Below are 22,162 nucleotides of genomic sequence, written 5' to 3'. Positions count from 1 at the left end.
TTTTTCTATATATTTGACGGTATCCAACTCGGGGCAGACATGTACACGGCGAACGACGCTCCGTTGAATCCTGGTGAATCAACAAGGTCAATTCATCTCCGTTTCTGGGCGCCGATTGCCCGCGAACTAGCATTGGCAGGCGCATCATTTGTACTTGTCTATGGCGATCGCGTTATAGGGAGCGGCCGCATCACCGACACGCTTGATGGTCCGCCGATGGCCCCGCCGCCGGGTTGGCCAGGGTACGATCAAGTCCAGTAAAGAAATGCAATACGAAACGACTATGAGTGCGATGCGTGTAATCAGAATCTACCTCGGGCTATCTTTGAGGCGTGTCTTAGTTCGCCAGTCATGCGATCCGTTCTGCCCACTCGGAGGAACGTCACGCACCTGGCTCTGCGACCCCGCGTGAACCACGCCGCACGATCAGGGCCTGAACGTCGTCGCCACTAGGGTGACTGCATGAATGGATGGTTCGCATACGCCCCCGGTGAGCCGCAGCCGGACGAGCCCGGCCCCCCTGACGGCCCGTCGCTCGACCTCGACGTTGCCGAGGGTCTCGCACGCGCCTTGCGCGACGTTCTCGAGATGGCCGGACGGGCTCAACCCCGCACCAAGTCGGCCACGGTCGACTGGATCGAGTCGCACCTGGGCGCACCGCTGGGTGAGCTGACCACCGTGACCACCGAATGGCCGGCCTGGCGACACGCGTCGGTGCAAAGCGGCGTCGAGGCCTACCTGCCACCCGGCGTCGAGTGGATCGGGCTGCGGTCGCGGCACGTCGAACACATGGCGTTGATCGACCTGCTGATGCACGAGCCGGGTATGGGGCAGACGCTCGCGCAACCGCAGTTGATCGAGGTGGCGACCGGGCCCGACACTATGGCCGACGCCTTTCGGGTCGCGCTCTGTCGCCTCGCCACTGACGACGGCTCACCGGTGGTGCTGTGCCTGCGTCGCTCCGACGAACACGGGCCGCCGCAGGTGGCGATTGAACTGGTGCTCAGCGACCCGAAGGCCGGCGCGCCCGTGCTGCAACGGCTCAGAGAACTCGTCGACGAGCACGACGTGCTGCGCGGCCAGGTGGTGACCTTCGGCCCCAGCGAGCACTACGGCAACCACATGGTCAGCTTTCTGCCGCGGCCCGATGTCGGGCCCGACGACGTGGTGCTGCCCGCCGGAATCTTGGAGCAACTGAGCCATCATGTGCTGGGCATCGGCGATCGCGCGGCGCAGTTGACCGAACTCGGCTTTCACCTCAAGCGGGGTCTGTTGCTGTACGGGCCGCCGGGTACCGGCAAGACCCACACCGTGCGGCACCTGATCGCCCAGGCCGTCGAGGCCACCGTCATCGTGCTGTCGGGGGAGGGTCTTGCGATGATCGAACCTGCCACCACCCTGGCCCGCCGGCTCACGCCGTCCATCGTGGTGGTCGAAGACGTCGACCTGATCGCGCAAGACCGCGACTACAGCCCCACCGGCAACCCGCTGCTGTTCTCGCTGCTCGACGCCATGGACGGCGTGGCCGCCGACGCCGACGTCACCTTTCTGCTCACCACCAACCGCACCGCCGTGCTGGAGGACGCCCTGGTGCAACGCCCTGGACGGGTCGATCTGGCCGTCGAGATTCCACGCCCCGACGCGGCCGGCCGCGAACGCCTGTTGCGCCTCTACGCCCGTGACGCCACGCTTGAGGCCGACCTGACCGACGCGGTGGCACGCACCGACGGCGTCACCGCCTCGGCCATCAAAGAACTCATGCGCCGCGCGGTGCTGGCGGCCCTGGACGGCGGCGGCACCACCATCACCACCCGGGTGCTGGCAGCGTGCCTGGACGACTTCTTCGCCGACCGCGCTCGACTCACCCGCGCCTTGCTGGGCGACGACGCCAGCGCGGCGGAGGCCGGGCCACCACCTGCGCTGAACGTGGGCGACGACGCGTTTCGATCCTCCCTGCGGCTAGATTTCGACGCATGATCATCTGGCGAGGCTGGGGCGCGTTACCGATCGTGATCGCGGCCCTGTGTATTGGCCTGGGCGGCCTCATGTCGACCTTAAACAAGGGCCTGTTCGGCGTGTTCGCCGGGTTGGCGCTCATCGGCGGCGGCGTGGGCACCTGGTTTCTGGGGCAATGGTTCAACCAGATCAAGCCGGTGCAGCGCTACGACGAGTGGTTCGCCCAGCGCCGTGAAGAAGTGGCGCAGATGGTGCGCGGCGGCGCCTACGCGAACGTGCCCGACCCGCAGCGTCCGGGCCAGTCGGCCGACCCGTGGGCGATGGGCGAATACGTGCTGCAGCAAGAGGGCGCCAAGCTGAAGGCTGCGCTCACCAACCGGCATTCGCTGTTCTTCATTCCCATGCAGTACATCGGTTTCGCAATGGGGGCGGCCGGGCTGATCGCCATCGTGAGCTCGCTGCTGCGGCACTGAGTTCGGCGATGCAGGTAACTGTCGGGGCCGATCAGTAGGCTCACCCGGGTGAGCACCGACGACTACCGGGCCCGGCACGCCGAGGTGGCCCAGCAGATCGAAGACCATCGCTTTCGCTACTACGTCAGCGATGCCCCCACGATCAGCGACGGCGACTTCGACGCCCTGATGCGCGAGCTCGAAGCCATCGAGGCCGAGCACCCCGACCTGCGCACCCCCGACTCGCCGACGCAGAAGGTGGGCGGTGCGCCGTCCGCCACGTTTGCGGCGGTCACCCACCTGCGCCCCCTGATGAGCCTCGACAACGTGTTCTCGCGCGAAGAGTTCGAGAAGTGGGCGGCCCGCGTCACCCGCGACACCGAGGTGACCGCTTGGCTGTGCGAACTCAAGATCGACGGCCTGGCGCTCGACCTGGTGTACCGCGACGGACGGCTGGCCAGCGCGGCCACGCGCGGCGACGGCCGCGTGGGTGAAGACGTCACGGCGAACGTGCGCACCATCGCGTCGATTCCCGACCGGCTGCACGGTGACGACGTGCCCGCGATCGTCGAGGCCAGGGGCGAGGTGTTCATGCGGCCCGAAGACTTCGCCGCGCTCAACGAGGGGCTGGTGGCGGCCGGCAAGGCACCGTTCGCGAACCCCCGTAACTCGGCCGCCGGTTCGTTGCGGCAGAAAGACCCGCGGGTCACCGCGTCACGCAACCTGCAGTTTCTGTGCCACGGCCTGGGCGAGGTGTCGGGGGTCACCATCGACAGCCAGTCGCACGGCTACGAACTGCTGAAGGGCTGGGGGCTGCCCACCTCGAGTCACTACCGGGTGGTGCCCACGGTGGCTGACGCCTGGGCGTTCATCGAGCACACCGGCGAGCATCGGCACGCCGTCGAACACGAAATCGACGGGGCGGTCATCAAGGTCGACGACCGCGAACAGCAAGACCAGTTGGGCACCACGTCGCGCGCCCCGCGCTGGGCGATCGCCTACAAATACCCGCCCGAAGAGGTCACCACCAAGCTGCTCGACATTCGGGTGAACACCGGACGCACCGGCCGGGTCACCCCCTACGGCGTGATGGAACCCGTCTTCGTGTCGGGCTCGACGGTCGAGAACGCCACCCTGCACAACGCGTCCGAGGTGAAGCGCAAGGGGGTGCTGATCGGCGACACGGTGGTGCTGCGCAAGGCGGGCGACGTGATTCCCGAGATCGTCGGGCCGGTGGTGGCGCTGCGCGACGGCACCGAGGTCGAGTGGGTGATGCCCACCCACTGCGCGGCGTGCGGCAGTGAACTGGCGCCCGAAAAAGAGGGCGACGCCGACCTGCGCTGCCCCAACACCCGTTCATGCCCGGCCCAGTTGCGCGAGCGGCTGTTTCACCTGGCCTCGCGTCAGGGCCTCGACATCGAGGTGCTGGGGTGGCAGGCCGCCGACGCCCTGCTGTCGGCCGGCGCACTGACCGACGAGGGCGACCTGTTCGACCTGACCGCCGAACGGTTGGCGGCGATTCCGCTGTTCACCCGCGGTGCCCGCAAGGGTGAAGACCCCGAGGGCCGGTACCTGTCGGCCAACGGCGAGAAGCTGCTGGCCAACCTGCAAGAGGCCAAGCACCGGCCGTTCGCGCGGTTCTTGGTGGCGTTGTCGATCAGGCACATCGGCAAGGGCGTCGCTCCCGACGTGGCTGCCGCCTTTCCCAGCATCGAGGCCCTGCAGACGGCGACCGCCGACGAACTCGCGGCCGTCGAGGGCATCGGCCCCACCCTGGTGGCCGCCATTCAGGAGTGGTTCACCGTCGATTGGCACCGCGAGATCGTGCGCAAGTGGCAGGCGGCGGGTGCGGTGCTGGCCGACGAGCCGGCCGAAGTCACCGAGGGCCTGCCGCAAACCCTGGCCGGGCTCACCGTGGTGGTCACCGGCTCGATTCCCGGCTACACCCGCGACGGCGCCGGTGAGGCCATCACGTCGCGCGGCGGCAAGTCGTCGGGTTCGGTGTCGGCCAAAACCGACTTCGTGGTGGTCGGCGACAACGCGGGCAGCAAGTACGACAAAGCGGTGGCCCTGAAGCGTCCGATTCTCGACGCCGAGGGCTTCGAGGTGCTGCTGAACGACGGGCCCGACGCCGCCCGAGAAGTTGCACGAGATTCGTAGTCGCAGGTTGTCGATTTCGCGTCGGCCCGAACGACAAGGGCGTGACGGCGCGGTGCCGTTGTTTGACGAAAGGAATGCGACCATGAAGTACCTGGTGCTGTTGATCGGTGACGGCGAGCTGCCCAACTGGAACACGATGACGCCCGACGAGCAGGCCGCAGTCATGCAGCAGTTCGAGCAGTTCGACGCGGCTTGTCGCGAGCGCGACGGGGTGAAGATCGAGGCGGGCGAGGCGTTGAGCGGCCCGTCGACAACCACGACCCTGCGCACCCGGGGCGGCAAGCTGTCGGTCACCGAAGGCCCCTACGCCGAGGTCATCGAGGGTTTGGGCGGTTTCTACCTCGTCGAGTCGCCCGACCTCGACACCCTGCTCGAACTGCTGGCGATTCTGCCCGCCTACGACATGCAGATTCAGCCGGCCGTCGACCCCTACGAGTGATCGGTGGTCAATGACCGGCGACGTCCTCGGCCAGGTTCACCGCGACGAATGGGGCCGCCTGCTGGGCAGGCTGATCCGCACGTCGGGGCGTCCCGATCTGGCCGAGGACGCACTCGCCGAGGCGTTCGCCCAGGCCGCTGCGCAGTGGCCCACCGACCCGCCCGCCAACCCGGCCGGCTGGTTGGCGGCCACCGCCCAGCGCCGGCTCGTCGACGCTCAGCGCAGCGAGATTCGGCGTCGGGCGCCGCAGTTTCGATCGGCAGTGGTCGCAGCCGCGGCGCCCCCGCCAGATCGGCCGTCGTTGCCCGGCGACGACGTGGACGACCGGCTCGCGCTGCTGTTCATGGCCACCCACCCAGCACTGGCCGACGAGGTGCGCCCGGCGCTGGCACTCCGGTTCGTACTCGGTGTGCCCACCGAGTCGATCGCGACGCTCTTCCTGGTGCCGACCGCCACGATGGCTGCCCGGCTGACCCGCGCCAAACGCCGGCTGGCCGACGTGGGAGCAGCAGTCCGAGTGCCTGACGTAGCCGCCTGGCCCGATCGAGTGGACGACGTGGCCCGGGCGCTCTACCTGGCCTTCACGGCGGTATACGTACCTGGTGATGATGCTGCCCGCCGGCTCGCCGAATCCGCCGAGGTCGTGCGGCTGGCGGTGCTGGCCGCCGACCTGATGCCGTCCAGCGACGTGCTGCAGGCGCTGGCCGCCCTGGTGCAACTGCATCACGCGCGTCGCGACGCCCGCTTCGCCGACGACGACGTGCCGGTGCTGCTGGCGCAGCAAGACCGCACCCGCTGGCGAGCCGACGAGACCGCTACAGCACTTCGGCGGCTGACCGCCCTGGCGCCCACCGACGGTTACGTCGAAGAGTTGCGACTGCAGGCCCTGATCGCCGCGTTTCACAACACGGCAGTGACTGCGGGCGACACCGAGTGGGCCGGCATCGCACGCGCCTACCGGCGCCTCGAAGCGCTCACCGGATCACCGATCGTCCGGCTGAATCGGGCCGTGGCCGAAGGCGAGGCCCACGGCGCCATGGCCGGGCTGGCGGTGCTGCGGGCCGTAGGGGAGCGATTGCCGGGCCACCACCGGGTCGAACTGGTGCGGGCCGAACTGCTGCTGCGTGACGGACGCGACGACGAGGCGCGGCTGGCGCTCACGGCCGCCCTGGCCGCAGCCCCAAACGGCCCGGAGCGCCGGCACATCGCTGCCAGGCTCCGTGAGCTCACGTGACGCCCAGTGATGCCCGGTATTGCGAGTAGTCCGTCATACGACGGGCCCGACGATGCGCGTCAGCAGGTTGAGCCTGTCGAAACCCCTAGGGATGCGCTGATCTTTGTGGTGTGCGGTTCGGTGGCTGGCTTCGGCTGTTGGGACGCGAAATTGTTGGGGTATGGACAGCGAGCAGCCTTCTTTCGCCGATGTCGAGTACGGCAATCGTCGGCGGGTTTCCAAACGTGAGCAGTTCTTGGAGCAGATGGAGGCCACGATCCCGTGGCAGGTGTGGATCGATCTGATCGAGCCGTACTACTACCTGGACCGGCCAGGTAAGACGGGTCGGAAGGCGAAGCCGCTGGCGATGATGCTGCGCATGTATTTGCTGCAGGTCTGGTTCAACCTGTCCGATGAGGGGGTCGAGGACGCGATCTACGACTCGTTCGCGATGCGCCGGTTCCTGGGTGTGGACTTCACGGTGGAGCAGGTGCCCGACGCGACCACACTGCTGCACTTTCGTCACCTGTTGGAGAAGGCCAGCTTGGCCAGAGACTGCTGGCGGCGCAGAACGACCTGTTTGAGCGTGAGGGTTGGATCATGCGGGGCGGCACGATCGTGGACGCCACGATCATTGCGGCACCGTCATCGACCAAGAACGCCACCGGTGCCAGGGACCCCGAGATGCACCAGACCCGCAAGGGCAATCAGTGGTACTTCGGGATGAAGGCCCACATCGGCACCGATGCCGGCACCGGATATGTGCACTCGGTCACCGCCACCGCAGCGAACGTGTCCGACATCACCGAGGCTGCCCATCTGATGCGGCCCGATGACACTGCCGGGTGGGGCGATGCCGGTTACCTGGGTATCGACAAACGCGAGGAGATCACCGGCGATCCCCACCTCGCCGGCGTCACCTGGCACATTGCAGCCCGCAAGAGCCAGTTGGCGAGGATGCATCCTCATGAGCGGGCGATCGAGTCCCGCAAGGCCGGGGTGCGGGCCAAGGTCGAGCACGCGTTCCTGATCGTCAAACGAGACTTCGGGTTCACCAAGACCCGCTACCGCGGCCTGGCGAAGAATCTCCATCATCTCCACGTCGCGTTCGCGTTGGCGAACTGGCTGATGCGGGCACGTGCCGTCGCTCTCACCACGGCGACGGCATAGCGTCAGCCTGCCCGAAACCGCCCCAACAGGCCCCCCGCAGCGAATCGATCAGCCGACAACGCCCACACCCAACCCCTCCAAGAGCACGATCACCGTCACTCACGCCACGAATGGCACGTTGATCAGCGGTTCCCTAGCCGCGACAGGTCTCAACCAGCCCGACCAACGCAGATCAGCGCATCCAGAGCGCCGCTGTTCGTATGCGGCCACTAAACTGGCCGACGTGGAGGGCCTCAACAGCAAGCTGAATCTGAACGCCGGCGCGCCGCCGCGGGTGTGGCCCAAGCTGGGCGAGTGGGGGCCGGTCAACGTGCCGTCCACCCGGCAGAAGAAGCGCATGCGCTGGTTCGTGGCACTCGGGTTCGTGGCTGCCGCGGTGGTGTTGTTTCTCTACGGCTGGTACATCTTCACGATGATGCAGGCCGCAGGCGGCGGCTGAACCCGGCTCAGTTGGCCAGCGAGGCCAAGTGCCGCAGCCGTGCCAGTTCGGACTTGATGAACGGCGGGCCGCCCTTACGGGCCAGCAGCAAAGACGTGCCCTGCTTGAAGGGCGCCATCGCCACCAGCAACTCGGGCCAGCCCGGCAGCCATTCGTCCGGCAGTTCGGCGGCACGGGCCTGATCGAGTTGACCCAACGCGTCCAGCGGCAGGGCATCGACGGCCGGCGCCATGCCGGTGCGGGCCAGAATGCGTCCGGTCGACTGGTCGATCTGGGCGGCCCAGTTCACCCGGAAAACGACGGGCGCAGCCTCGGTGAGAATCTGATCGGCCCGCTCGGGCGACTCGGTCATGTCGTCGAGCACCGCCACGTCGGCGTGCAGCCCCCAGCCCTCGGGGTAGTGCGAGAACCACAGCACCTCGACGCCGTCGAGGTTGGTGCACGAGGTGATCATCGCGTCGGGCAGAGTGCCGTGCGGCACCTCGACCATGAAGTCGTCGACCGCGAAACCCTCGTACTTTTCGACGATCTCGACAGCCTGAATGTCGGCGCCCGCAGTGCCCAGTGCGGTGGCCACGGCGCCCAGCGAACCGGGCCGATCGGGCAGGGCGACGCGCAGCAGAAACATCGTGACAGTCTTTCGCAGATTTGTTACAGCCGTTCGCACGCCACGACCAGTCGGGACGATTCTCGGCTACGCCTTAGGATGGGCGGTCGAACGAGAGCGAGGTACACCTGTGGCTCTGACCACGACCGACGTGGCACGCCTGGCGGCGTTGGCGCGAATCGCATTGTCGCCCGACGAGGCGGCGAAGCTGGCTCCCCAGCTCGACGTGATTCTCGACGCGGTCGCCCAGGTGACCGAGGTGGCCGGCGACGACGTGCCGCCCATGTCGCACGCGCTGCCATTGACCAACGTGTTCCGGGCCGACGAGGTTCGGCCGTCGCTGCCGGCCGAGGCTGTGCTGGCGGCTGCGCCCGCGGTCGAGGACGACCGGTTTCGGGTGCCCCGCATTCTGGGGGAGGAGCAGTGACCGAGTTGCTGCATTCCACCGCCGCCGACCTGGCTGGGCTCATCGCGTCGGGGCTGGCGAGCTCGCGCGAGGTCACCCAGGCCCACCTCGACCGCATCGACGCCGTGGACCGCTCGGTGCGCGCCTTTCTGCACGTGGACGGCGAGCGTGCGCTGGCCGCGGCCGACGCCGTGGACGCCAAGCGGGCGGCCGGTGAGCCGCTGGGCCCACTGGCCGGTGTGCCGCTGGCGATCAAAGACATCTTCTGCCTGACCGGGGCACCCACCACGGCCGGGTCACGCATTCTCGAAGGGTGGCATCCGCCCTACAACGCGACCGTCACCCAGCGGGTGCTCGACGCCGATCTGGTGGTGCTCGGCAAGACCAACCTCGACGAGTTCGCCATGGGGTCGTCGACGGAGAACTCGGGCTACTTCACCACGCACAATCCGTGGAACCTCGACCGCATCCCGGGCGGGTCGGGCGGCGGGTCTGCCGCGGCGCTGGCCGCGTTCGAGGCACCGCTCGCACTCGGCACCGACACCGGCGGCTCGATCCGCCAGCCCGCGTCGGTCACCGGAACCGTCGGGGTGAAACCCACGTACGGCTGCACGTCCCGCTACGGCGTGATCGCGATGGCCTCCAGCCTCGACCAGCCCGGCCCGTGTGGACGCACCGTGCTCGATACGGCGCTGCTGCACCAGGTGATCGCCGGCTGGGACCCGATGGATTCCACCTCGGTCGACGCGCCGGTGCCCGACGTGGTCGGCGCCGCGCGGGTGGCCGACGTCCGCGGCCTGCGCCTGGGCGTGGTCAAGGAACTCTCGGGCGAGGGCTACGCGCCCGGCGTCGAACAGCGGTTCCGCGAGGCCCTGGACGCGCTGGCCGACCAGGGCGCCGAGATCGTCGAGGTGAGCTGCCCCAACTTTCGCTACGCGCTGGGGGCCTACTACCTGATCATGCCCAGTGAGGTGAGTTCGAACCTGGCCCGCTTCGACGCCATGCGCTACGGGCTGCGGGTCGGCGACGACGGCGCGCACAGCGCCGAAGAGGTGATGGCGCTCACCCGCGACGCCGGCTTCGGCGCCGAGGTGAAGAGGCGCATCATCATCGGCACCTACGCGCTCAGTTCGGGCTACTACGACGCCTACTACGGCTCGGCGCAGAAGGCGCGCACGCTGATCGCCCGCGACTTCGAGAACGCGTTCGAGAACGTGGACGTGCTGGTGTCGCCGTCCACACCCACCACGGCGTTTCGCATCGGCGAGCGCGCCGACGACCCGCTCGCCATGTACGCCGCCGACCTGTGCACGATTCCATCGAACATGGCGGGCAACGCGGCCGGTTCCTTTCCGTGCGGGCTGGCCCCCGAGGACGATCTGCCGGTGGGCTTTCAGGTGATGGCCCCGGTGCTTGCCGACGACCGCGTCTACCGGGTGGGCGCGGCGCTCGAACGCGCGCTGGCCGACCGCTGGGGCGGGCTGCTCACCGATCGACTGTGGGCCCGTGAGGCTGCGGCCGTTGGGGGAGCGCGATGAGCCTGATGCCCTACGACGAGGTGCTCGACGCCTACGAACCCGCCCTCGGCCTCGAGGTGCACGTCGAGCTGAACACCGCCTCGAAGATGTTCTGCGGCTGCTCGACCGAGTTCGGCGCTGAGCCGAACACGCACACCTGCCCGGTGTGCCTCGGCCTGCCCGGCTCACTGCCGGTGCTCAACGGCAAGGCGGTCGAATCGGTGATTCGCATCGGGCTGGCGCTCAACTGCTCGATCGCGAAATGGTGCCGGTTCGCCCGCAAGAACTACTTCTACCCCGACATGCCCAAGAACTTTCAGACCTCGCAGTACGACGAGCCGATCTGCTTCGACGGCTTTCTCGACGTCGAGGTGGACGGCGTGACCTACCGGGTCGACATCGAGCGCGTCCACATGGAAGAGGACGCCGGCAAGCTCACCCACGTGGGCGGCGCCACCGGACGCATTCAGGGCGCCGACTACTCGCTGCTCGACTACAACCGGGCCGGCGTGCCGCTGATGGAGATCGTCACCAAGCCGGTGCTGGGCACGGGTGCGGCGGCGCCGAGGGTGGCCCGCGCTTACATGACGCAGTTGCGCGAACTGCTGCGGGCGCTCGGCGTGTCGGACGTACGCATGGAACAGGGCTCGCTGCGCTGTGACGCGAACGTGTCGCTGGCACCGCGCGGCTCGGACGTGCTGGGCACCCGCACCGAAACCAAGAACGTGAACTCGTTGCGCTCGGTCGAGCGTGCCTTGACCTACGAGATGCAGCGGCAGGGGGCGGTTCTCGCCTCGGGCGACCGGGTGCTGCAAGAGACTCGGCACTGGCACGAGGACGCCGGCACCACCTCGCCCGGCCGCTCGAAGGAACAGGCCGAGGACTACCGGTACTTTCCCGAGCCCGACCTGGTGCCGATCGCGCCGTCGCGCGAATGGGTGGAAGAGCTGCGGGCGACCCTGCCCGAGCCGCCCGAGCAGCGCCGTCGTCGCCTGGTGACGGAGTGGGGTTTCACCGAACTGGAGTTGCGTGACGTGCTGGGCACCGGGTCACTCGACCTGATCGCCGAGACGGTTGCTGCGGGCGCTGCCCCCGCCGCGGCGCGCAAGTGGTGGTCGGGTGAGTTGGCCAGACGCGCCAACGCCGCCGGCGTCGAACTCGACGATGTGGGCATCACCCCTGGCCAGGTGGTCGAACTGCAAGGGCTCATCGACGCCGGCACGATCAACGACAAGCTGGCCCGTCAGGTCATCGACGGCGTGTTGGCGGGCGAGGGTTCGCCGGCAGCAGTGGTCGAGGCCCGCGGGCTGGCCGTGGTGTCGGACGACGGCGCGCTGGCCGAGGCCGTGGACGCCGCGATCGCGGCCAACCCTGACGTGGCCGACAGAATCAGGGACGGCAAGGTGCAGGCCGCAGGTGCACTCATCGGCCAGGTGATGAAGGCGATGAAGGGCCAGGCGGACGCGGCGCGCGTGCGTGAGCTGATCCTTGAACGCCTGACCTGACGCTGGGTCGTCGGATCTCAGGCTTGATGTTGCGTCCAGTGCCGCGGAGGACGGGGGTATCGCTGGTCGAGCTTGTCGAGGCCCCTCAGCGGGCAGAATCCGCCGGTCGAGATCAGGCCGTACCCGTCATCCCGGGCTGGCCCCGGGATCTCAGACGCACGGTGCGCTCAGGGGTCTCGACAAGCTCGAGCCACCGGGGTCCCGTGACACGCTGATTGGTCAGCCCTCGAACAGCTTGGCGACGTCTTTGCGGATCACTTTGCCCAGCATCGACTTCGGCAACTCGTCAACGCTGACGAACCGGTGCGGCACCTTGTACGCGGCCAACCGCTCCTTGCCCCACGACCGGAGTGCGCGCTCGTCCAGTTGAGCACCCGGGCGCAGCACCACGGCTGCCGCGACGGTCTCGCCGGTGCTGCCTGCCGGAATGCCGACGACGCACACCTCGACGATGTCGGGGTGCTGGCGGAGCTCTTCCTCCACCTCGGACGGCGCCACGTTGAAGCCTCCCGTGATGATCAGTTCTTTGAGCCGGTCGACGATGGTGGTGAAGCCGTCGGCGTCCACCGTCACAACATCGCCGGTGCGCAACCAGCCGCCGGGTAGCAGGGTCTTGGCCGTTTCGTCCGGGTTGTTCCAGTAGCCGCTGAACACCTGCGGTCCGGCGATCAGCAGCTCGCCGCGTTCGCCCGGGGCCACTTCGACGGCCGGGTCGTCCACCGAGACCACCTTCATGTCGGTGCTCGGGAAGGGAATACCTATGGTGCCGTTGCGCCGGCTCGGTGCGAACGGGTTGCCCAGGCACACCGGGGACGCTTCGGTCATGCCGTAGCCCTCGACCAGCAGTCCGCCCGACACGCCTTCCCACAGTTTCACCACGTCGGCCGGCAGCGTCATCGCGCCGGAGATGCAGAACCGTGCGGAGCGCAGGCTGATGCCACGCTGCTCAGCTCGCTCGGCGGTGCGTTGATAGATCGGCGGCACCGCACAGTAGACGGTGGGCGGCGACTTCTTCGCCGCGTCCAGCACCAGGTCGACGTCGAACGACGGAAAGATCACCAACCTGCCCTGTTTGAGAATGCCGTAGGTGAGGAACAGCGTCATACCGAAGGCGTGAAAGAACGGCAGGATCGCGTAGAAGTTCTCTTTGCGGTACTCGGCCCCGTACATCCACGCCTCGCCCTGCCGGGCGTTGGCGAACAGGTTGAAGTGGCTCAGCATCGCACCCTTGGGCAGCCCGGTGGTGCCCGAGGTGTACTGGATCGCGGCCAGGTCGTGCACGTCTGGACGCGGATGATCGCTCGCGATGGGCGGTGCCTGCAGCAACGTCTCCCACGCAATCGTGCCCGACACCGGCGCGGTCAGCTTGGCGCGCGTGGCGCGCAGTTGGGGCAGCGGCAGGGCCAGGGCGAGCCGTTTGACCAGGGGAAACGCGTTCAGCAGGTTCACCGAGACGATCGTGCGCAGGGGTGCCGTGGCGGGCATCTGCTGCAGCTTGGGCACCGCCACGTCCCAGCAGATCGCCACCCGTGCGCCGTGGTCGGTGAAGATGTGCGCAAGTTCACGATCGGTGTACAGCGGGTTGTGCTGCACCACCACCGCGCCCAACCGCAGCACGGCGTAGAAGGCGACCACACCCTGGGGGCAGTTGGGCAGCACCAGCGCCACCCGATCACCGGCCCCCACACCCAGTCGACGCAACGCCTCGGCGGCACGTTCGATCTGGTCACCCAACTCGGCGTAGGTGGTGGTGCGACCGAAGAACTCGGTGGCCACACTGTCACCGGCCTCGGCGACCGACCGTTCGTACAGCGCCACCAACGACTCGGTCGGCAGTTCGATCTGCGCCGGAACCCCCGGCTGGTAGTGCTTGACCCATGGCGCGTCCATCTGTGGAGCGTAGCGTCGGTTTCAGCCGCGATTCGAGAGGGGACTGTGGCCGGACGAACGCGCCGCGGCCGCCCGATCCCCGCGCGAACCGTCGATGGGCCTCGCCGCCCAACTCGGCCAACTCGACCGTGATCGGTTCGAGATCGATGCCCAGTACGCCGCCTCCGAGGTATACCTCTACCTCCGGCGATCCAGCTTCTACCACCGATCGTTCATCGGCACCGCGTGACGCCAGGGTCGGTAGCTGCGCCCCCGCACCCAGTAGCTCGCGTGCGCCCGCGCCGCGTCCTCGTCGATCGAATACGGTGACGCGCGCACCGCTCGCTGGGCACGCAGTTCGATCACCGCCTCCATGAGACCGTCACCGTTGAGCCGCTCGGTGACCTGATCGAGCAGTTCCTCCTCTCGTCGCCCACCGGCGGCCATCAGCGCGTGCGCGACGATCACCAGGTCGGCGTCGGTCAAGCCGTCCAAACCCGACCGGATGATCTCGTTGCGAATGATCGGTGCGGGCGGGGGAGAGAGCAGCATTTCGGCTTGCCAGTCGTACTCGGGGTCGCTGAGCGCCTCGCGCAGGGCCGGCAGCACCAGCTCGGGGTAACAGTCGCGTTGAGTCACCGGCAGCATGCGGCGCAGTCTCTGGGGCAGCACGCTCTGGGCTCGACCGATGTGCTCGGCGAGCGCCGCCTCGTCCAAGCCTTCGCGCACACCCTGCACCAGCAGCTCATAGTCGGAGGGCTCCCACGCCTTGCCGTGCCTACCGCCCTGCGGGGGCACGGGTGCCTGACTGAACAGGGTCGTGACTGCTTCCACCGTGATCGCCTTTCGCTCGATCCGGCGATTCTCGTCACGGGGTGTTGCCAGTGGTGTGTACCGAAGCTCCATCGGTGTTGGCAGTTGCGGCTCTCATGACAGCCAGTGCTATGCCACCCGGCGCCGATACACCCACATCGCGGCGGCGTACGCGACCACCAGAATGACCAGGCACCACGCCACGGCGATCCACCCGCCCGACCGGTTGCTGGCCGAACAGCCTGCGCAACGTGTCGACGATGGCCGTCACAGGCTGGTTCTCTGCGAAGGCGCGGACGGGGCCGGCATGCTGGCGGTCGGCACGAACGCCGAGCTGATGAAGGGCAGAAAGATCAGCGGGTACAAGGGACGAGCGATGAGCCGGCATTTCTTCGCCGACACCCGGTCGGGGAGTTGTTCGGCTTCGTCGAGGTACTGGGTGGTGAGCAGCACGGTGGTGCCCCCAGCCGCCAGTTACCGCACGGCGTGCCACACCTCGTTGCGAGCCTCTGGGTCGAGGCCGGTGGTCGGCTCGTCCAGAAAGATCACGGACGGCTCTCCGATCAGGCTCAACGCGATGTCGAGCCGCCGCCGCATGCCACCGGAGTTGGTGGCCACCTCTCGCTGTGCCGCCTCGGTCAGATCGAAGCGGGCCAACAGGTCGTCCGCGAGCTTCGCGGGGTGACCCTGGTGGCGCAACCTGGCGGTCAGCATCAGGTTCTCCCGTCCGGTCACGATCTCGTACACGGCCGCGAACTGGCCGGTCAGGCTGATCGAGCGCCGGACGTCTGCGGCTCCGGTGCTCACGTCGTACCCGTTCACCAGCGCTTCGCCTGCGTCCGCGCCGAGCAGGGTGGCGAGGATTCTGATCACCGTGGTCTTACCGATCCACCGTGCTGTCATCACTATCTGCCTTCCTGCCGGAGCTGTTGAAGACGTTCGGTGAGGAAGCCCCAGGTCCTCCAGAACTCGTCGAGGTCGCTGCGACCCCGATCGTTGAGCGAATACACCTTGCGCAGCGGCCCTCTTTCGGACGGCGCCTTCTCGACGTCGACCAGCCCGCGCCGCTCGATCCGCACCAGCACGGCGTAAACCGTGCCCTCGGCGATGTCTGCGAAGCCCTGGTCGCGCAGCCACGCGGTGATCTCGTAGCCGTAGGCGGGGCGGGTGGCCAGCAGAGCCAGCACGATGCCCTCAAGAACGCCCTTCAGCATCTCGGTCATCTGCTTACCCACCGAAGCTCCTTACTACTCAGTAACGCTGACTACCAGTAGATAGTAACACTGAGTACCGGGGTTTCACGTGGTCTGTCCCGGTCGTGCAGAGCACATGCAAAGACGGTGTTGATCAGACCACCTCAGACGGGGGTCAGATCAACACCGTCCTTGACGATGCAGAACGTCGAGCCGACAACTACCACTCTTCGCGCCGGGCAAGCGCGATCAGTGTGTAACAGCCTCAGATCAGCCGGGCGCTCAAGACGCCCTCGATGCCTTTGATCTTGGCCAGTAGGTCGTCGGGAACCTCGCCCTCGACGTCCACCAGCGTGTAGGCCAGGTCGCCGCGCGACTTGTTGAGCAGGTCGGCGATGTTGAGCCGCGCCTCGGCCAGCATGGTCGAGATCTGGCCCACCATGTTCGGCACGTTGCTGTTGCTGATCGACAGCCGACTGGTGCCCTCGGCGCGCGACAGCCGGGCGTCGGGAAAGTTCACCGAGTTCTGAATGGTGCCCTCTTCGAGGTACCAGCGCAGCTCGTCGGCAGCCATGCGGGCGCAGTTCTCTTCGGCCTCGTTGGTGGACGCCCCCAGGTGCGGCAGCGTGACCACCCGCGGCCGCTTGTTGAGCGTGGGGGTCGGGAAGTCGCACACGTACCCGCGGAGCTGACCGGCCTCCAGCGCTTCGATGAGCGCCGGTTCGTCGACGATCGGCCCGCGGGCGAAGTTGAGCAGCACCGCGGAACTCTTCATTGCCTGAAACTGCGAGGCGCCGATCAGGCCCTTGGTGCCGGCCACCAGCGGCACGTGCAGGGTGACGATGTCAGAGCGCTTCAGCAGCTCGTCGAGATCGGTGACGTGCTCGACCTGCGACGACAGCGCCCACGCGTGCTGCACGGTGATGCCCGGGTCGTAGCCGAGCACGTTCATGCCCAGCGACAGCGCCACGTTGGCCACCTCGACACCGATCGCACCGAGGCCGATCACGCCGAGGGTGCGGCCGGGCAGTTCGAAGCCGACGTAGTTCTTCTTGCCGGCCTCGACCAGTTTGTCCATGGTGGCGTGGTCGCCCTCGAGCCGGTGCGCGAAGGCAGCCGCGTCCACGATGTTGCGCGCGGCCAGAAACAACCCGGCCACGACAAGCTCTTTCACCGCGTTGGCGTTGGCGCCGGGGGTGTTGAACACCGGCACGCCCAGCTTGCTGAACTCGGCGATCGGAATGTTGTTGGTGCCGGCCCCGGCACGAGCCACGGCGAGCACGGACGGCTCGATCGGCTGATTGTGCAGGCTGGCCGACCGCACCAACAGTGCGTCCGGGCTGGTGACGTCGTGGCCGACCGTGTACTTGTCGCCGGGCAGCCGCGAGAGGCCGACCTGACTGATGGCGTTCAGGGTGCGAATGCGAAAAGGCATGGTTGTGATGAGCGTCAGCCGTTGGTGCGCTCGAACTCCTTCATGAAGTCGATGAGTGCCTGCACGCCCTCGAGCGGCATGGCGTTGTAGATGCTAGCCCGCATGCCACCCACACTTCGGTGACCGGCCAGGTTCGTGAGACCGGCGTCCGCCGCCTGCGCCACGAACGTCTTGTCGAGTTCGGGCTTGGCGATCAGGAACGGCACGTTCATCCACGACCGGCTGTCGGGCTGCACCGGGTTGCTGTAGAAGTCGGAGCCGTCGATGAAGCCGTACAGTGCGTCGGCCTTGGCCTTGTTGCGCTCGCCCATGGCGGTCAACCCGCCCTGGGCCTGCACCCACTTGTAGACCAGACCCAGCAGGTACCAGCCGAACGTCGGCGGGGTGTTCAGCATCGAGTCGGCGGCGGCCATCTGGGCGTAGTCCCACGGGGACGGTGTGATGGTGCGAGCCCGACCGATCAGGTCGTCGCGCACGATCACCACGCACATGCCGGACGGACCCATGTTCTTCTGCGCGCCGGCGAAGATCACCCCGAACTTGGACACGTCCATCGGTCGGGACAGGATCGTCGAGCTCAAGTCGGCCACCAGTGGCACGTCACCGGTGTCGGGCACGTAGCCGAACTCGACCCCACGGATGGTCTCGTTGGGGGTGTAGTGCAGGTACGCGGCGTTCGGGTTGACCTGGTAGCTGCCGGCGGGTGGAACCTTGGTGTAGTTGCCGGGCTTCTCGTCGACCAACGCGTTGGTGGTGACGTACTTGGCCGCCTCCTTGATGCCCTTGGCCGACCAGTCTCCGGTGAGCAGGAAGTCGACTTCATCACCTTCGGCAGACAGGTTCATCGGCACCCCGGCGAACTGACCGAAGGCACCGCCCTGCAGGAACAGCACCTTGTAGTTGTCGGGAATCTCCATGACCTCGCGCAGAGTCGCCTCGGCCTCTGCCGCGCAGGCGACGAACTCTTTGCTGCGGTGCGACACCTCCATCACCGACATGCCAGAGCCGTTCCAGTCGAGCAGTTCGGCCTGGGCCTGCGCCAGAACGGGCTCGGGAAGCATGGCGGGGCCGGCGGAGAAGTTATAGACGCGCATGGGGTTGATTCTTCCAGTGATCACGAGTGCGTGCTGCCAGCGTCGGTCTTCTGATATCGGCAGGCGACCGAGCGCGACACGCCGACAGGGTGCCCACGCGGTCGCGGTCACCAGGACGATGTCAGAAAACCGGGGGAAGCCCTCGCAGCGATCACCATGGGTCGGCCGCATTCTGACTTTGTCCTGGTGACCGCGTCGCACCTGCACCCCCATCGGCGTGTCGCGGCCGGTCGCCTGTGGATTTCAGAACCTTGGCAGACTGAACGCATGCCGCCGATCCCCACCCAGCTACGAAAGTGGCTCTGGGTCGCCTTCGTGGCGAGCGTGGCAGCCCACCTGTACGGCCTCTACACCCCGGGGGAGCCGCAGGCTGTCGAGTGGTTTCCGCACGCCGACAAGGTGCTCCACTTTCTGGGGTTCGCCATTCCGTCGACCCTCGCGGTGCTGCTGACCCGGCGCTGGTGGCCGATCGCGGTTTTCGCGGCCAACGCGGTGATCAGCGAGGTGGTGCAGCACCTCTGGTTGCCGTATCGCGACGGCGACGTGGGCGACGCCCTGACCGACCTGGCCGGTCTGCTGCCGGCCCTCGCGTTGTACTGGTGGCTGCGGAGGCGATGGCTTCAGGCGGCCAGTTCGGCCAGCGCCGACTCGAGCCCGATCAACTCCACGTCGGCCGCCTCGCGCCGTCCGGAGGCGTAGAGCAGCAGCTCGATCGGGGCGCCGACCACCGTGACGATGCGGTCGCCCTGGCCCACTCGCACGGTCTTGTCGGGGTGCCCTGCCCACTGCAGCACGACCGCCACCGGCGGCTTGCGCAGCATCATGGACGCGATTCCGTTCAACCGCTTCCACACCCAGGCGTCGAAGTCCGGCCCTCGGTCGGGCTCGGCGATGCCGTTGGGGCGGCGGACGTCCATGCCGTGAATCAGCAGTTCGACCCCGTTGGCGGCCTCATCGGCACCGGGCAGGGCGAACAGCGAGAACCTGGGGGGCCCGTGACGCACCAGGTCGACCAGCTCGCCGTACTGCAACTGCTCTTCGAGTTCGGCCACGCGGGCCTCGGTGCGCGCCTCGAACTTGGGCGCGAAGAAGCCCAGGGAGTTGATGAACTCGTTCTCGCGCAACCACACGTGGGCGGCCAGGTCGTGCGCCGTCCAGCCCTCGCACAGGGTGGGGGCGCTGGGCCCGACGGCGAGCAACGCATCACAGAGCAAGGCACGTTCGGTCTGGGCGTAAGACATGCCGCCACGATAGCCCTGACACAATGGCCCGGTGAGTCTCGACCCCGGCATCGCCACCCTGCTCAAGCGCAACGCCGACGGCCTGGTGCCGGCCGTCGTGCAGGACGCCACCTCGCGCGAGGTGCTGATGCTGGCTTGGATGAACGACGAGGCCCTGTCGCGCACGCTGACCACGCGGCGTGGCACTTACTGGTCGCGCAGCCGGCAGCAGTACTGGGTGAAAGGTGAAACCTCGGGTAACACCCAGCACGTTCGCGAGGTGAGGATCGACTGCGACGGCGACACCCTGCTGGTGCTGGTCGACCAGACCGGGCCCGCCTGCCACACCGGGGCCACCACCTGCTTCACCGACCGCACCCTGCTCGCCGACGCGGAGGCCGCCGATGCCTGAGATCTCCATCTCGCCCGACCTGCCCGCCTTTCTGCAGCAGGCGGCACAACGCCGCGTGGTCAGCGTGCACGCACGACTGCAGGCCGACGACCTGACCGCGGTGGGGCTCTACCACCGGCTGTGCGGCACGCGCGACAACACCTTTCTGCTCGAGTCGGCCGACAACGGCATGTGGTCGCGCTGGTCGTTCGTCGGCGTCAATGCGGTCGCCACCCTGAGCGAGCACGGCGGCGAGGCGGTCTGGAGCGGACGCCCCATCGCCGGCCTGCCCACCGGCGGCGACCCCCTGCAGGTGCTGGCGCAGACGCTGCAGATTCTGCACACGCCCGCCGACGAGGCGCTGCCGCCGCTCACCTCGGGCATGGTCGGCTACCTGGCCTACGACGTCGTGCGCCGGCTCGAGGTGCTGCCCGACGACAACGTCGACGACCTGGGCCTGCCCGAGCTGGTGATGATGCTGGTCAGCGACATGGCGATCATCGACCACCACACCGGCGAGGTGTGGCTGGTCGCCAACGCGATCAACTTCGACGACGCGCCCGAGCGGGCCGAGCAGGCCTGGAGCGATGCCCGCGACCGCGTGCACGCCATGGCCGAGACGCTGAGCAGGCCGGCGGTACCGCTGCTCGCGGTGCTCGACGAAGGGGCCGAGGCTCCCGTCGTGCAGCGCCGGAGTACGCCCGAGCAGTACATGGCCGCCGTCGAGTCAGCCGTCGAAGAGATCAAGGCGGGCGAGGCGTTTCAGATCGTGCCGAGCCAGCGGTTCGACGTGTCCACCGACGCCGACCCGCTCGACATCTACCGCATTCTGCGCCGCACCAACCCCAGCCCGTACCTCTACCTGCTGCGGGCGCCGGGGCTGGCGGTGGTCGGCTCAAGCCCCGAGGCGCTGGTCACCGTGCAGAACGGACGGGCCGAAACACACCCGATCGCCGGGTCACGTCCACGCGGGCAAACCGCCGCCGACGACGTGGCGCTCGAAGCCGAACTGCTGGCCGACCCCAAGGAGCGGGCCGAGCACCTGATGCTGGTCGACTTGGGCCGCAACGATCTGGGCCGGGTGTGCGCGCCCGGCACGGTCGAGGTGGTCGAGTTCATGAAGGTGCGCCGCTACAGCCACATCATGCATCTCGAGGCGGCTGTGATCGGTGAACTCGCTCCCGGGCGCAACGCGCTCGACGTCACGCTGTCGTGCTTTCCGGCCGGCACCCTGTCGGGAGCGCCCAAGGTGCGCGCCATGCAGATCATCGACGGCCTCGAAACCACCCGCCGCGGCCTGTACGGCGGCGGGGTCGGCTACTTCGACTTCGCCGGCAACTCAGACGTGGCGATCGCGATTCGCACCGCAGTGATCGCCGACGGCGTGGCCCACGTGCAGGCTGGTGCCGGCATCGTGGCCGATTCGGTGCCGGCCAACGAAGAGCTCGAGACGCAGAACAAGGCCGCGGCGGTGATCCGTGCCATTCAGGGCGCGCACCGGCTCCGCCGGGTCAGCGAGGCCTGAGCGTGCGGGCAGCGGCCCTGGGCCTGCTGTGGGGCGGAGCCTTCGTGGCGCTCGTGGCGTCCGGGCAGTCGTGGTACGCGGCGGGCACCAGCACCGCGACCGGCTCGGCTGCGACGTCGGGGGCGGCCTTGGTGCTGGTGTTGGCGGCGCTGGCCGGAGCGTTTCTGAACACCCTGCTGCGGGCGACGGCCCGGCGCATCGTCGGCGGGCTGGTGGCGCTGCTGCTGGCGGGGGCGGCAGTCGTCGCCCTCAACGCGTCAGCGCCCACGACGTTGAGCAGCAGCACGCTGACCGACGCCGCGGTCACGCCGACCGCCTGGCGATGGGTGTATGTCGTCGGGGTCGTGCTCGCCCTGGCCGGTGCCGTGTTGGCTCTGTTCGCCCGACCGGGTGCGGCCAGGCCCTCGGCAACGCCCGACCCGGCCCTGGACGCCTGGAAGTCCCTGGACGCCGGTGCCGACCCGACCGCGGCCGACGAGCGCGTCACGGGTGGCGAAGGGCCGCGCGACCAGCAACAATAGGCGCACGACAACCGACAGGAGCGCACCCATGAGCCAGGCCGGCAAGCACTACCACCACGGCAAGACCCCGGCCGCGTGGACCGGCAGCATCATCGCCACGGTCGGGTTTCTGCTGGGCGCGATCGCCTTCGTGATGGGCCCCAACTGGCTGCTGTTCTGGGTGTCGATGGCCATCGTGCTGGCCGGTGCGATCATCGGCGGCGTGATGAGCAAGATGGGCATGGGCGCGGCCTGAGC

At 67.9% G+C, this 22,162-nt stretch carries 23 protein-coding genes and 1 pseudogene; 15 read left to right on the top strand and 9 right to left on the bottom strand.

What is annotated here, in order from left to right; genetic code table 11:
* Positions 1–462: 462 nt before the first annotated feature.
* From MPLG2_RS05075 to MPLG2_RS05045, 7 genes and pseudogenes are all read left to right on the top strand, one after another.
* Positions 463–1,977, top strand: a complete 1,515-nt coding sequence (locus tag MPLG2_RS05075; protein ID WP_105185207.1) for an AAA family ATPase — start codon at positions 463–465, stop codon at positions 1,975–1,977.
* The gene (locus MPLG2_RS05070; RefSeq protein ID WP_105185206.1) at positions 1,974–2,429 is read left to right on the top strand and encodes a hypothetical protein; all 456 of its coding nucleotides are present in this window, start codon (positions 1,974–1,976) and stop codon (positions 2,427–2,429) included. Before MPLG2_RS05075 ends, MPLG2_RS05070 begins: the two co-directional genes overlap by 4 nt.
* Positions 2,430–2,477: 48 nt before the next feature.
* The gene (ligA, locus tag MPLG2_RS05065; RefSeq protein WP_231935824.1) at positions 2,478–4,568 is read left to right on the top strand and encodes an NAD-dependent DNA ligase LigA; all 2,091 of its coding nucleotides are present in this window, start codon (positions 2,478–2,480) and stop codon (positions 4,566–4,568) included.
* A gap of 82 nt (positions 4,569–4,650) precedes the next feature.
* Positions 4,651–5,007, top strand: a complete 357-nt coding sequence (locus MPLG2_RS05060) for a YciI family protein (RefSeq protein ID WP_105185204.1) — start codon at positions 4,651–4,653, stop codon at positions 5,005–5,007.
* Between the two features lie 10 nt (positions 5,008–5,017).
* Positions 5,018–6,241: an RNA polymerase sigma factor gene (locus tag MPLG2_RS05055; protein WP_105185203.1), complete on the top strand. Its 1,224-nt coding sequence runs from the start codon at positions 5,018–5,020 to the stop codon at positions 6,239–6,241.
* A gap of 160 nt (positions 6,242–6,401) precedes the next feature.
* A pseudogene (locus MPLG2_RS05050) lies at positions 6,402–7,390 on the top strand (IS5 family transposase).
* A gap of 223 nt (positions 7,391–7,613) precedes the next feature.
* Positions 7,614–7,829, top strand: coding sequence for a hypothetical protein (locus MPLG2_RS05045; RefSeq protein WP_105185202.1), 216 nt, complete (start codon positions 7,614–7,616; stop codon positions 7,827–7,829).
* 7 nt (positions 7,830–7,836) lie between these two features.
* Here the strand turns inward: MPLG2_RS05045 and MPLG2_RS05040 are convergent, their stop codons facing one another.
* Positions 7,837–8,457 (bottom strand): ACT domain-containing protein, encoded by a 621-nt coding sequence (locus MPLG2_RS05040; RefSeq protein ID WP_231935820.1) that lies wholly within the window; start codon positions 8,455–8,457, stop codon positions 7,837–7,839.
* Positions 8,458–8,566: 109 nt separating this feature from the next.
* On the opposite strand from MPLG2_RS05040, the gene gatC reads away from it, so the two are divergent.
* Genes gatC through gatB form a run of 3 tightly spaced genes read left to right on the top strand, consistent with a single transcriptional unit; the run spans position 8,567 to position 11,864 of the window.
* Positions 8,567–8,863 (top strand): Asp-tRNA(Asn)/Glu-tRNA(Gln) amidotransferase subunit GatC, encoded by a 297-nt coding sequence (gene gatC / locus MPLG2_RS19315; RefSeq protein WP_231935819.1) that lies wholly within the window; start codon positions 8,567–8,569, stop codon positions 8,861–8,863.
* The gene (gene gatA, locus MPLG2_RS05030; protein ID WP_105185201.1) at positions 8,860–10,380 is read left to right on the top strand and encodes an Asp-tRNA(Asn)/Glu-tRNA(Gln) amidotransferase subunit GatA; all 1,521 of its coding nucleotides are present in this window, start codon (positions 8,860–8,862) and stop codon (positions 10,378–10,380) included. Before gatC ends, gatA begins: the two co-directional genes overlap by 4 nt.
* A complete protein-coding gene (gene gatB, locus MPLG2_RS05025; protein WP_105185200.1) occupies positions 10,377–11,864 on the top strand; it encodes an Asp-tRNA(Asn)/Glu-tRNA(Gln) amidotransferase subunit GatB in 1,488 nt (495 codons plus the stop codon). The genes gatA and gatB overlap by 4 nt, the downstream gene beginning before the upstream one ends.
* Positions 11,865–12,083: 219 nt before the next feature.
* On the opposite strand, the gene MPLG2_RS05020 is transcribed toward gatB, so the two are convergent.
* The 7 genes from MPLG2_RS05020 to serC all read right to left on the bottom strand — a co-directional run bounded on the left by MPLG2_RS05020 (position 12,084) and on the right by serC (position 18,268).
* Positions 12,084–13,754 carry a long-chain-fatty-acid--CoA ligase gene (locus MPLG2_RS05020; protein WP_105185199.1) on the bottom strand — a complete coding sequence of 557 codons (1,671 nt, stop codon included), beginning with the start codon at positions 13,752–13,754 and terminating at the stop codon, positions 12,084–12,086.
* Positions 13,755–13,952: 198 nt separating this feature from the next.
* The gene (locus tag MPLG2_RS05015) at positions 13,953–14,567 is read right to left on the bottom strand and encodes a hypothetical protein (RefSeq protein ID WP_158680887.1); all 615 of its coding nucleotides are present in this window, start codon (positions 14,565–14,567) and stop codon (positions 13,953–13,955) included.
* Between the two features lie 246 nt (positions 14,568–14,813).
* Positions 14,814–14,999, bottom strand: a complete 186-nt coding sequence (locus MPLG2_RS19745; RefSeq protein ID WP_331826938.1) for a hypothetical protein — start codon at positions 14,997–14,999, stop codon at positions 14,814–14,816.
* 21 nt (positions 15,000–15,020) lie between these two features.
* Complete coding sequence (locus MPLG2_RS05010) at positions 15,021–15,449, bottom strand: ATP-binding cassette domain-containing protein (protein ID WP_331826937.1); 429 nt, start codon at positions 15,447–15,449, stop codon at positions 15,021–15,023.
* Positions 15,450–15,451: 2 nt separating this feature from the next.
* Positions 15,452–15,781 (bottom strand): PadR family transcriptional regulator, encoded by a 330-nt coding sequence (locus tag MPLG2_RS05005; RefSeq protein WP_105185197.1) that lies wholly within the window; start codon positions 15,779–15,781, stop codon positions 15,452–15,454.
* 223 nt (positions 15,782–16,004) lie between these two features.
* Positions 16,005–17,174 carry a phosphoglycerate dehydrogenase gene (locus MPLG2_RS05000; RefSeq protein WP_105185196.1) on the bottom strand — a complete coding sequence of 390 codons (1,170 nt, stop codon included), beginning with the start codon at positions 17,172–17,174 and terminating at the stop codon, positions 16,005–16,007.
* A gap of 14 nt (positions 17,175–17,188) precedes the next feature.
* A complete protein-coding gene (gene serC / locus MPLG2_RS04995) occupies positions 17,189–18,268 on the bottom strand; it encodes a 3-phosphoserine/phosphohydroxythreonine transaminase (protein ID WP_105185195.1) in 1,080 nt (359 codons plus the stop codon).
* A 267-nt stretch (positions 18,269–18,535) separates the two neighbouring features.
* Here serC and MPLG2_RS04990 point away from each other — a divergent pair, with 267 nt between their 5' ends.
* Positions 18,536–18,967, top strand: coding sequence for a VanZ family protein (locus MPLG2_RS04990; protein WP_105185194.1), 432 nt, complete (start codon positions 18,536–18,538; stop codon positions 18,965–18,967).
* Here MPLG2_RS04990 and MPLG2_RS04985 read toward each other — a convergent pair.
* Positions 18,889–19,509 (bottom strand): TIGR03085 family metal-binding protein, encoded by a 621-nt coding sequence (locus tag MPLG2_RS04985; protein WP_105185193.1) that lies wholly within the window; start codon positions 19,507–19,509, stop codon positions 18,889–18,891. The genes MPLG2_RS04990 and MPLG2_RS04985 overlap by 79 nt on opposite strands.
* A gap of 31 nt (positions 19,510–19,540) precedes the next feature.
* On the opposite strand from MPLG2_RS04985, the gene hisI reads away from it, so the two are divergent.
* The 4 genes from hisI to MPLG2_RS04965 are packed head-to-tail and all read left to right on the top strand — an operon-like array spanning position 19,541 to position 22,160.
* The gene (hisI, locus tag MPLG2_RS04980; RefSeq protein WP_105185192.1) at positions 19,541–19,900 is read left to right on the top strand and encodes a phosphoribosyl-AMP cyclohydrolase; all 360 of its coding nucleotides are present in this window, start codon (positions 19,541–19,543) and stop codon (positions 19,898–19,900) included.
* Positions 19,893–21,404 carry an anthranilate synthase component I gene (locus MPLG2_RS04975; protein WP_105185191.1) on the top strand — a complete coding sequence of 504 codons (1,512 nt, stop codon included), beginning with the start codon at positions 19,893–19,895 and terminating at the stop codon, positions 21,402–21,404. Before hisI ends, MPLG2_RS04975 begins: the two co-directional genes overlap by 8 nt.
* A 2-nt stretch (positions 21,405–21,406) precedes the next feature.
* Positions 21,407–21,925 carry a Trp biosynthesis-associated membrane protein gene (locus MPLG2_RS04970; protein ID WP_105185190.1) on the top strand — a complete coding sequence of 173 codons (519 nt, stop codon included), beginning with the start codon at positions 21,407–21,409 and terminating at the stop codon, positions 21,923–21,925.
* A gap of 28 nt (positions 21,926–21,953) precedes the next feature.
* On the top strand, positions 21,954–22,160 hold the full coding sequence (locus tag MPLG2_RS04965; RefSeq protein ID WP_105185189.1) for an HGxxPAAW family protein: 207 nt from the start codon (positions 21,954–21,956) through the stop codon (positions 22,158–22,160).
* The last annotated feature ends 2 nt before the right edge of the window (positions 22,161–22,162 follow it).

This window comes from Micropruina glycogenica, assembly GCF_900289045.1.
In the GTDB taxonomy this organism is placed as follows: Bacteria; Actinomycetota; Actinomycetes; order Propionibacteriales; family Propionibacteriaceae; genus Micropruina; species Micropruina glycogenica.
The sequence above is the reverse complement of the archived record's forward strand: the minus strand, read 5'-3'. Positions and strand labels throughout refer to the sequence as shown.

Excerpts from the sequence above, each read along its gene's own strand:
- MPLG2_RS05075 (WP_105185207.1), top strand. The coding sequence starts at position 463 with ATGAATGGATGGTTCGCATACGCCCCCGGTGAGCCGCAGCCGGACGAG.
- MPLG2_RS05070 (WP_105185206.1), top strand. The coding sequence starts at position 1,974 with ATGATCATCTGGCGAGGCTGGGGCGCGTTACCGATCGTGATCGCGGCC.
- MPLG2_RS05060 (WP_105185204.1), top strand. The coding sequence starts at position 4,651 with ATGAAGTACCTGGTGCTGTTGATCGGTGACGGCGAGCTGCCCAACTGG.
- MPLG2_RS05055 (WP_105185203.1), top strand. The coding sequence starts at position 5,018 with ATGACCGGCGACGTCCTCGGCCAGGTTCACCGCGACGAATGGGGCCGC.
- MPLG2_RS05040 (WP_231935820.1), bottom strand. The coding sequence starts at position 8,457 with ATGTTTCTGCTGCGCGTCGCCCTGCCCGATCGGCCCGGTTCGCTGGGC.
- gatB (WP_105185200.1), top strand. The coding sequence starts at position 10,377 with ATGAGCCTGATGCCCTACGACGAGGTGCTCGACGCCTACGAACCCGCC.
- MPLG2_RS05020 (WP_105185199.1), bottom strand. The coding sequence starts at position 13,754 with ATGGACGCGCCATGGGTCAAGCACTACCAGCCGGGGGTTCCGGCGCAG.
- MPLG2_RS05010 (WP_331826937.1), bottom strand. The coding sequence starts at position 15,449 with ATGACAGCACGGTGGATCGGTAAGACCACGGTGATCAGAATCCTCGCC.
- MPLG2_RS05000 (WP_105185196.1), bottom strand. The coding sequence starts at position 17,174 with ATGCCTTTTCGCATTCGCACCCTGAACGCCATCAGTCAGGTCGGCCTC.
- serC (WP_105185195.1), bottom strand. The coding sequence starts at position 18,268 with ATGCGCGTCTATAACTTCTCCGCCGGCCCCGCCATGCTTCCCGAGCCC.
- MPLG2_RS04990 (WP_105185194.1), top strand. The coding sequence starts at position 18,536 with ATGCCGCCGATCCCCACCCAGCTACGAAAGTGGCTCTGGGTCGCCTTC.
- MPLG2_RS04985 (WP_105185193.1), bottom strand. The coding sequence starts at position 19,509 with ATGTCTTACGCCCAGACCGAACGTGCCTTGCTCTGTGATGCGTTGCTC.
- MPLG2_RS04975 (WP_105185191.1), top strand. The coding sequence starts at position 19,893 with ATGCCTGAGATCTCCATCTCGCCCGACCTGCCCGCCTTTCTGCAGCAG.
- MPLG2_RS04965 (WP_105185189.1), top strand. The coding sequence starts at position 21,954 with ATGAGCCAGGCCGGCAAGCACTACCACCACGGCAAGACCCCGGCCGCG.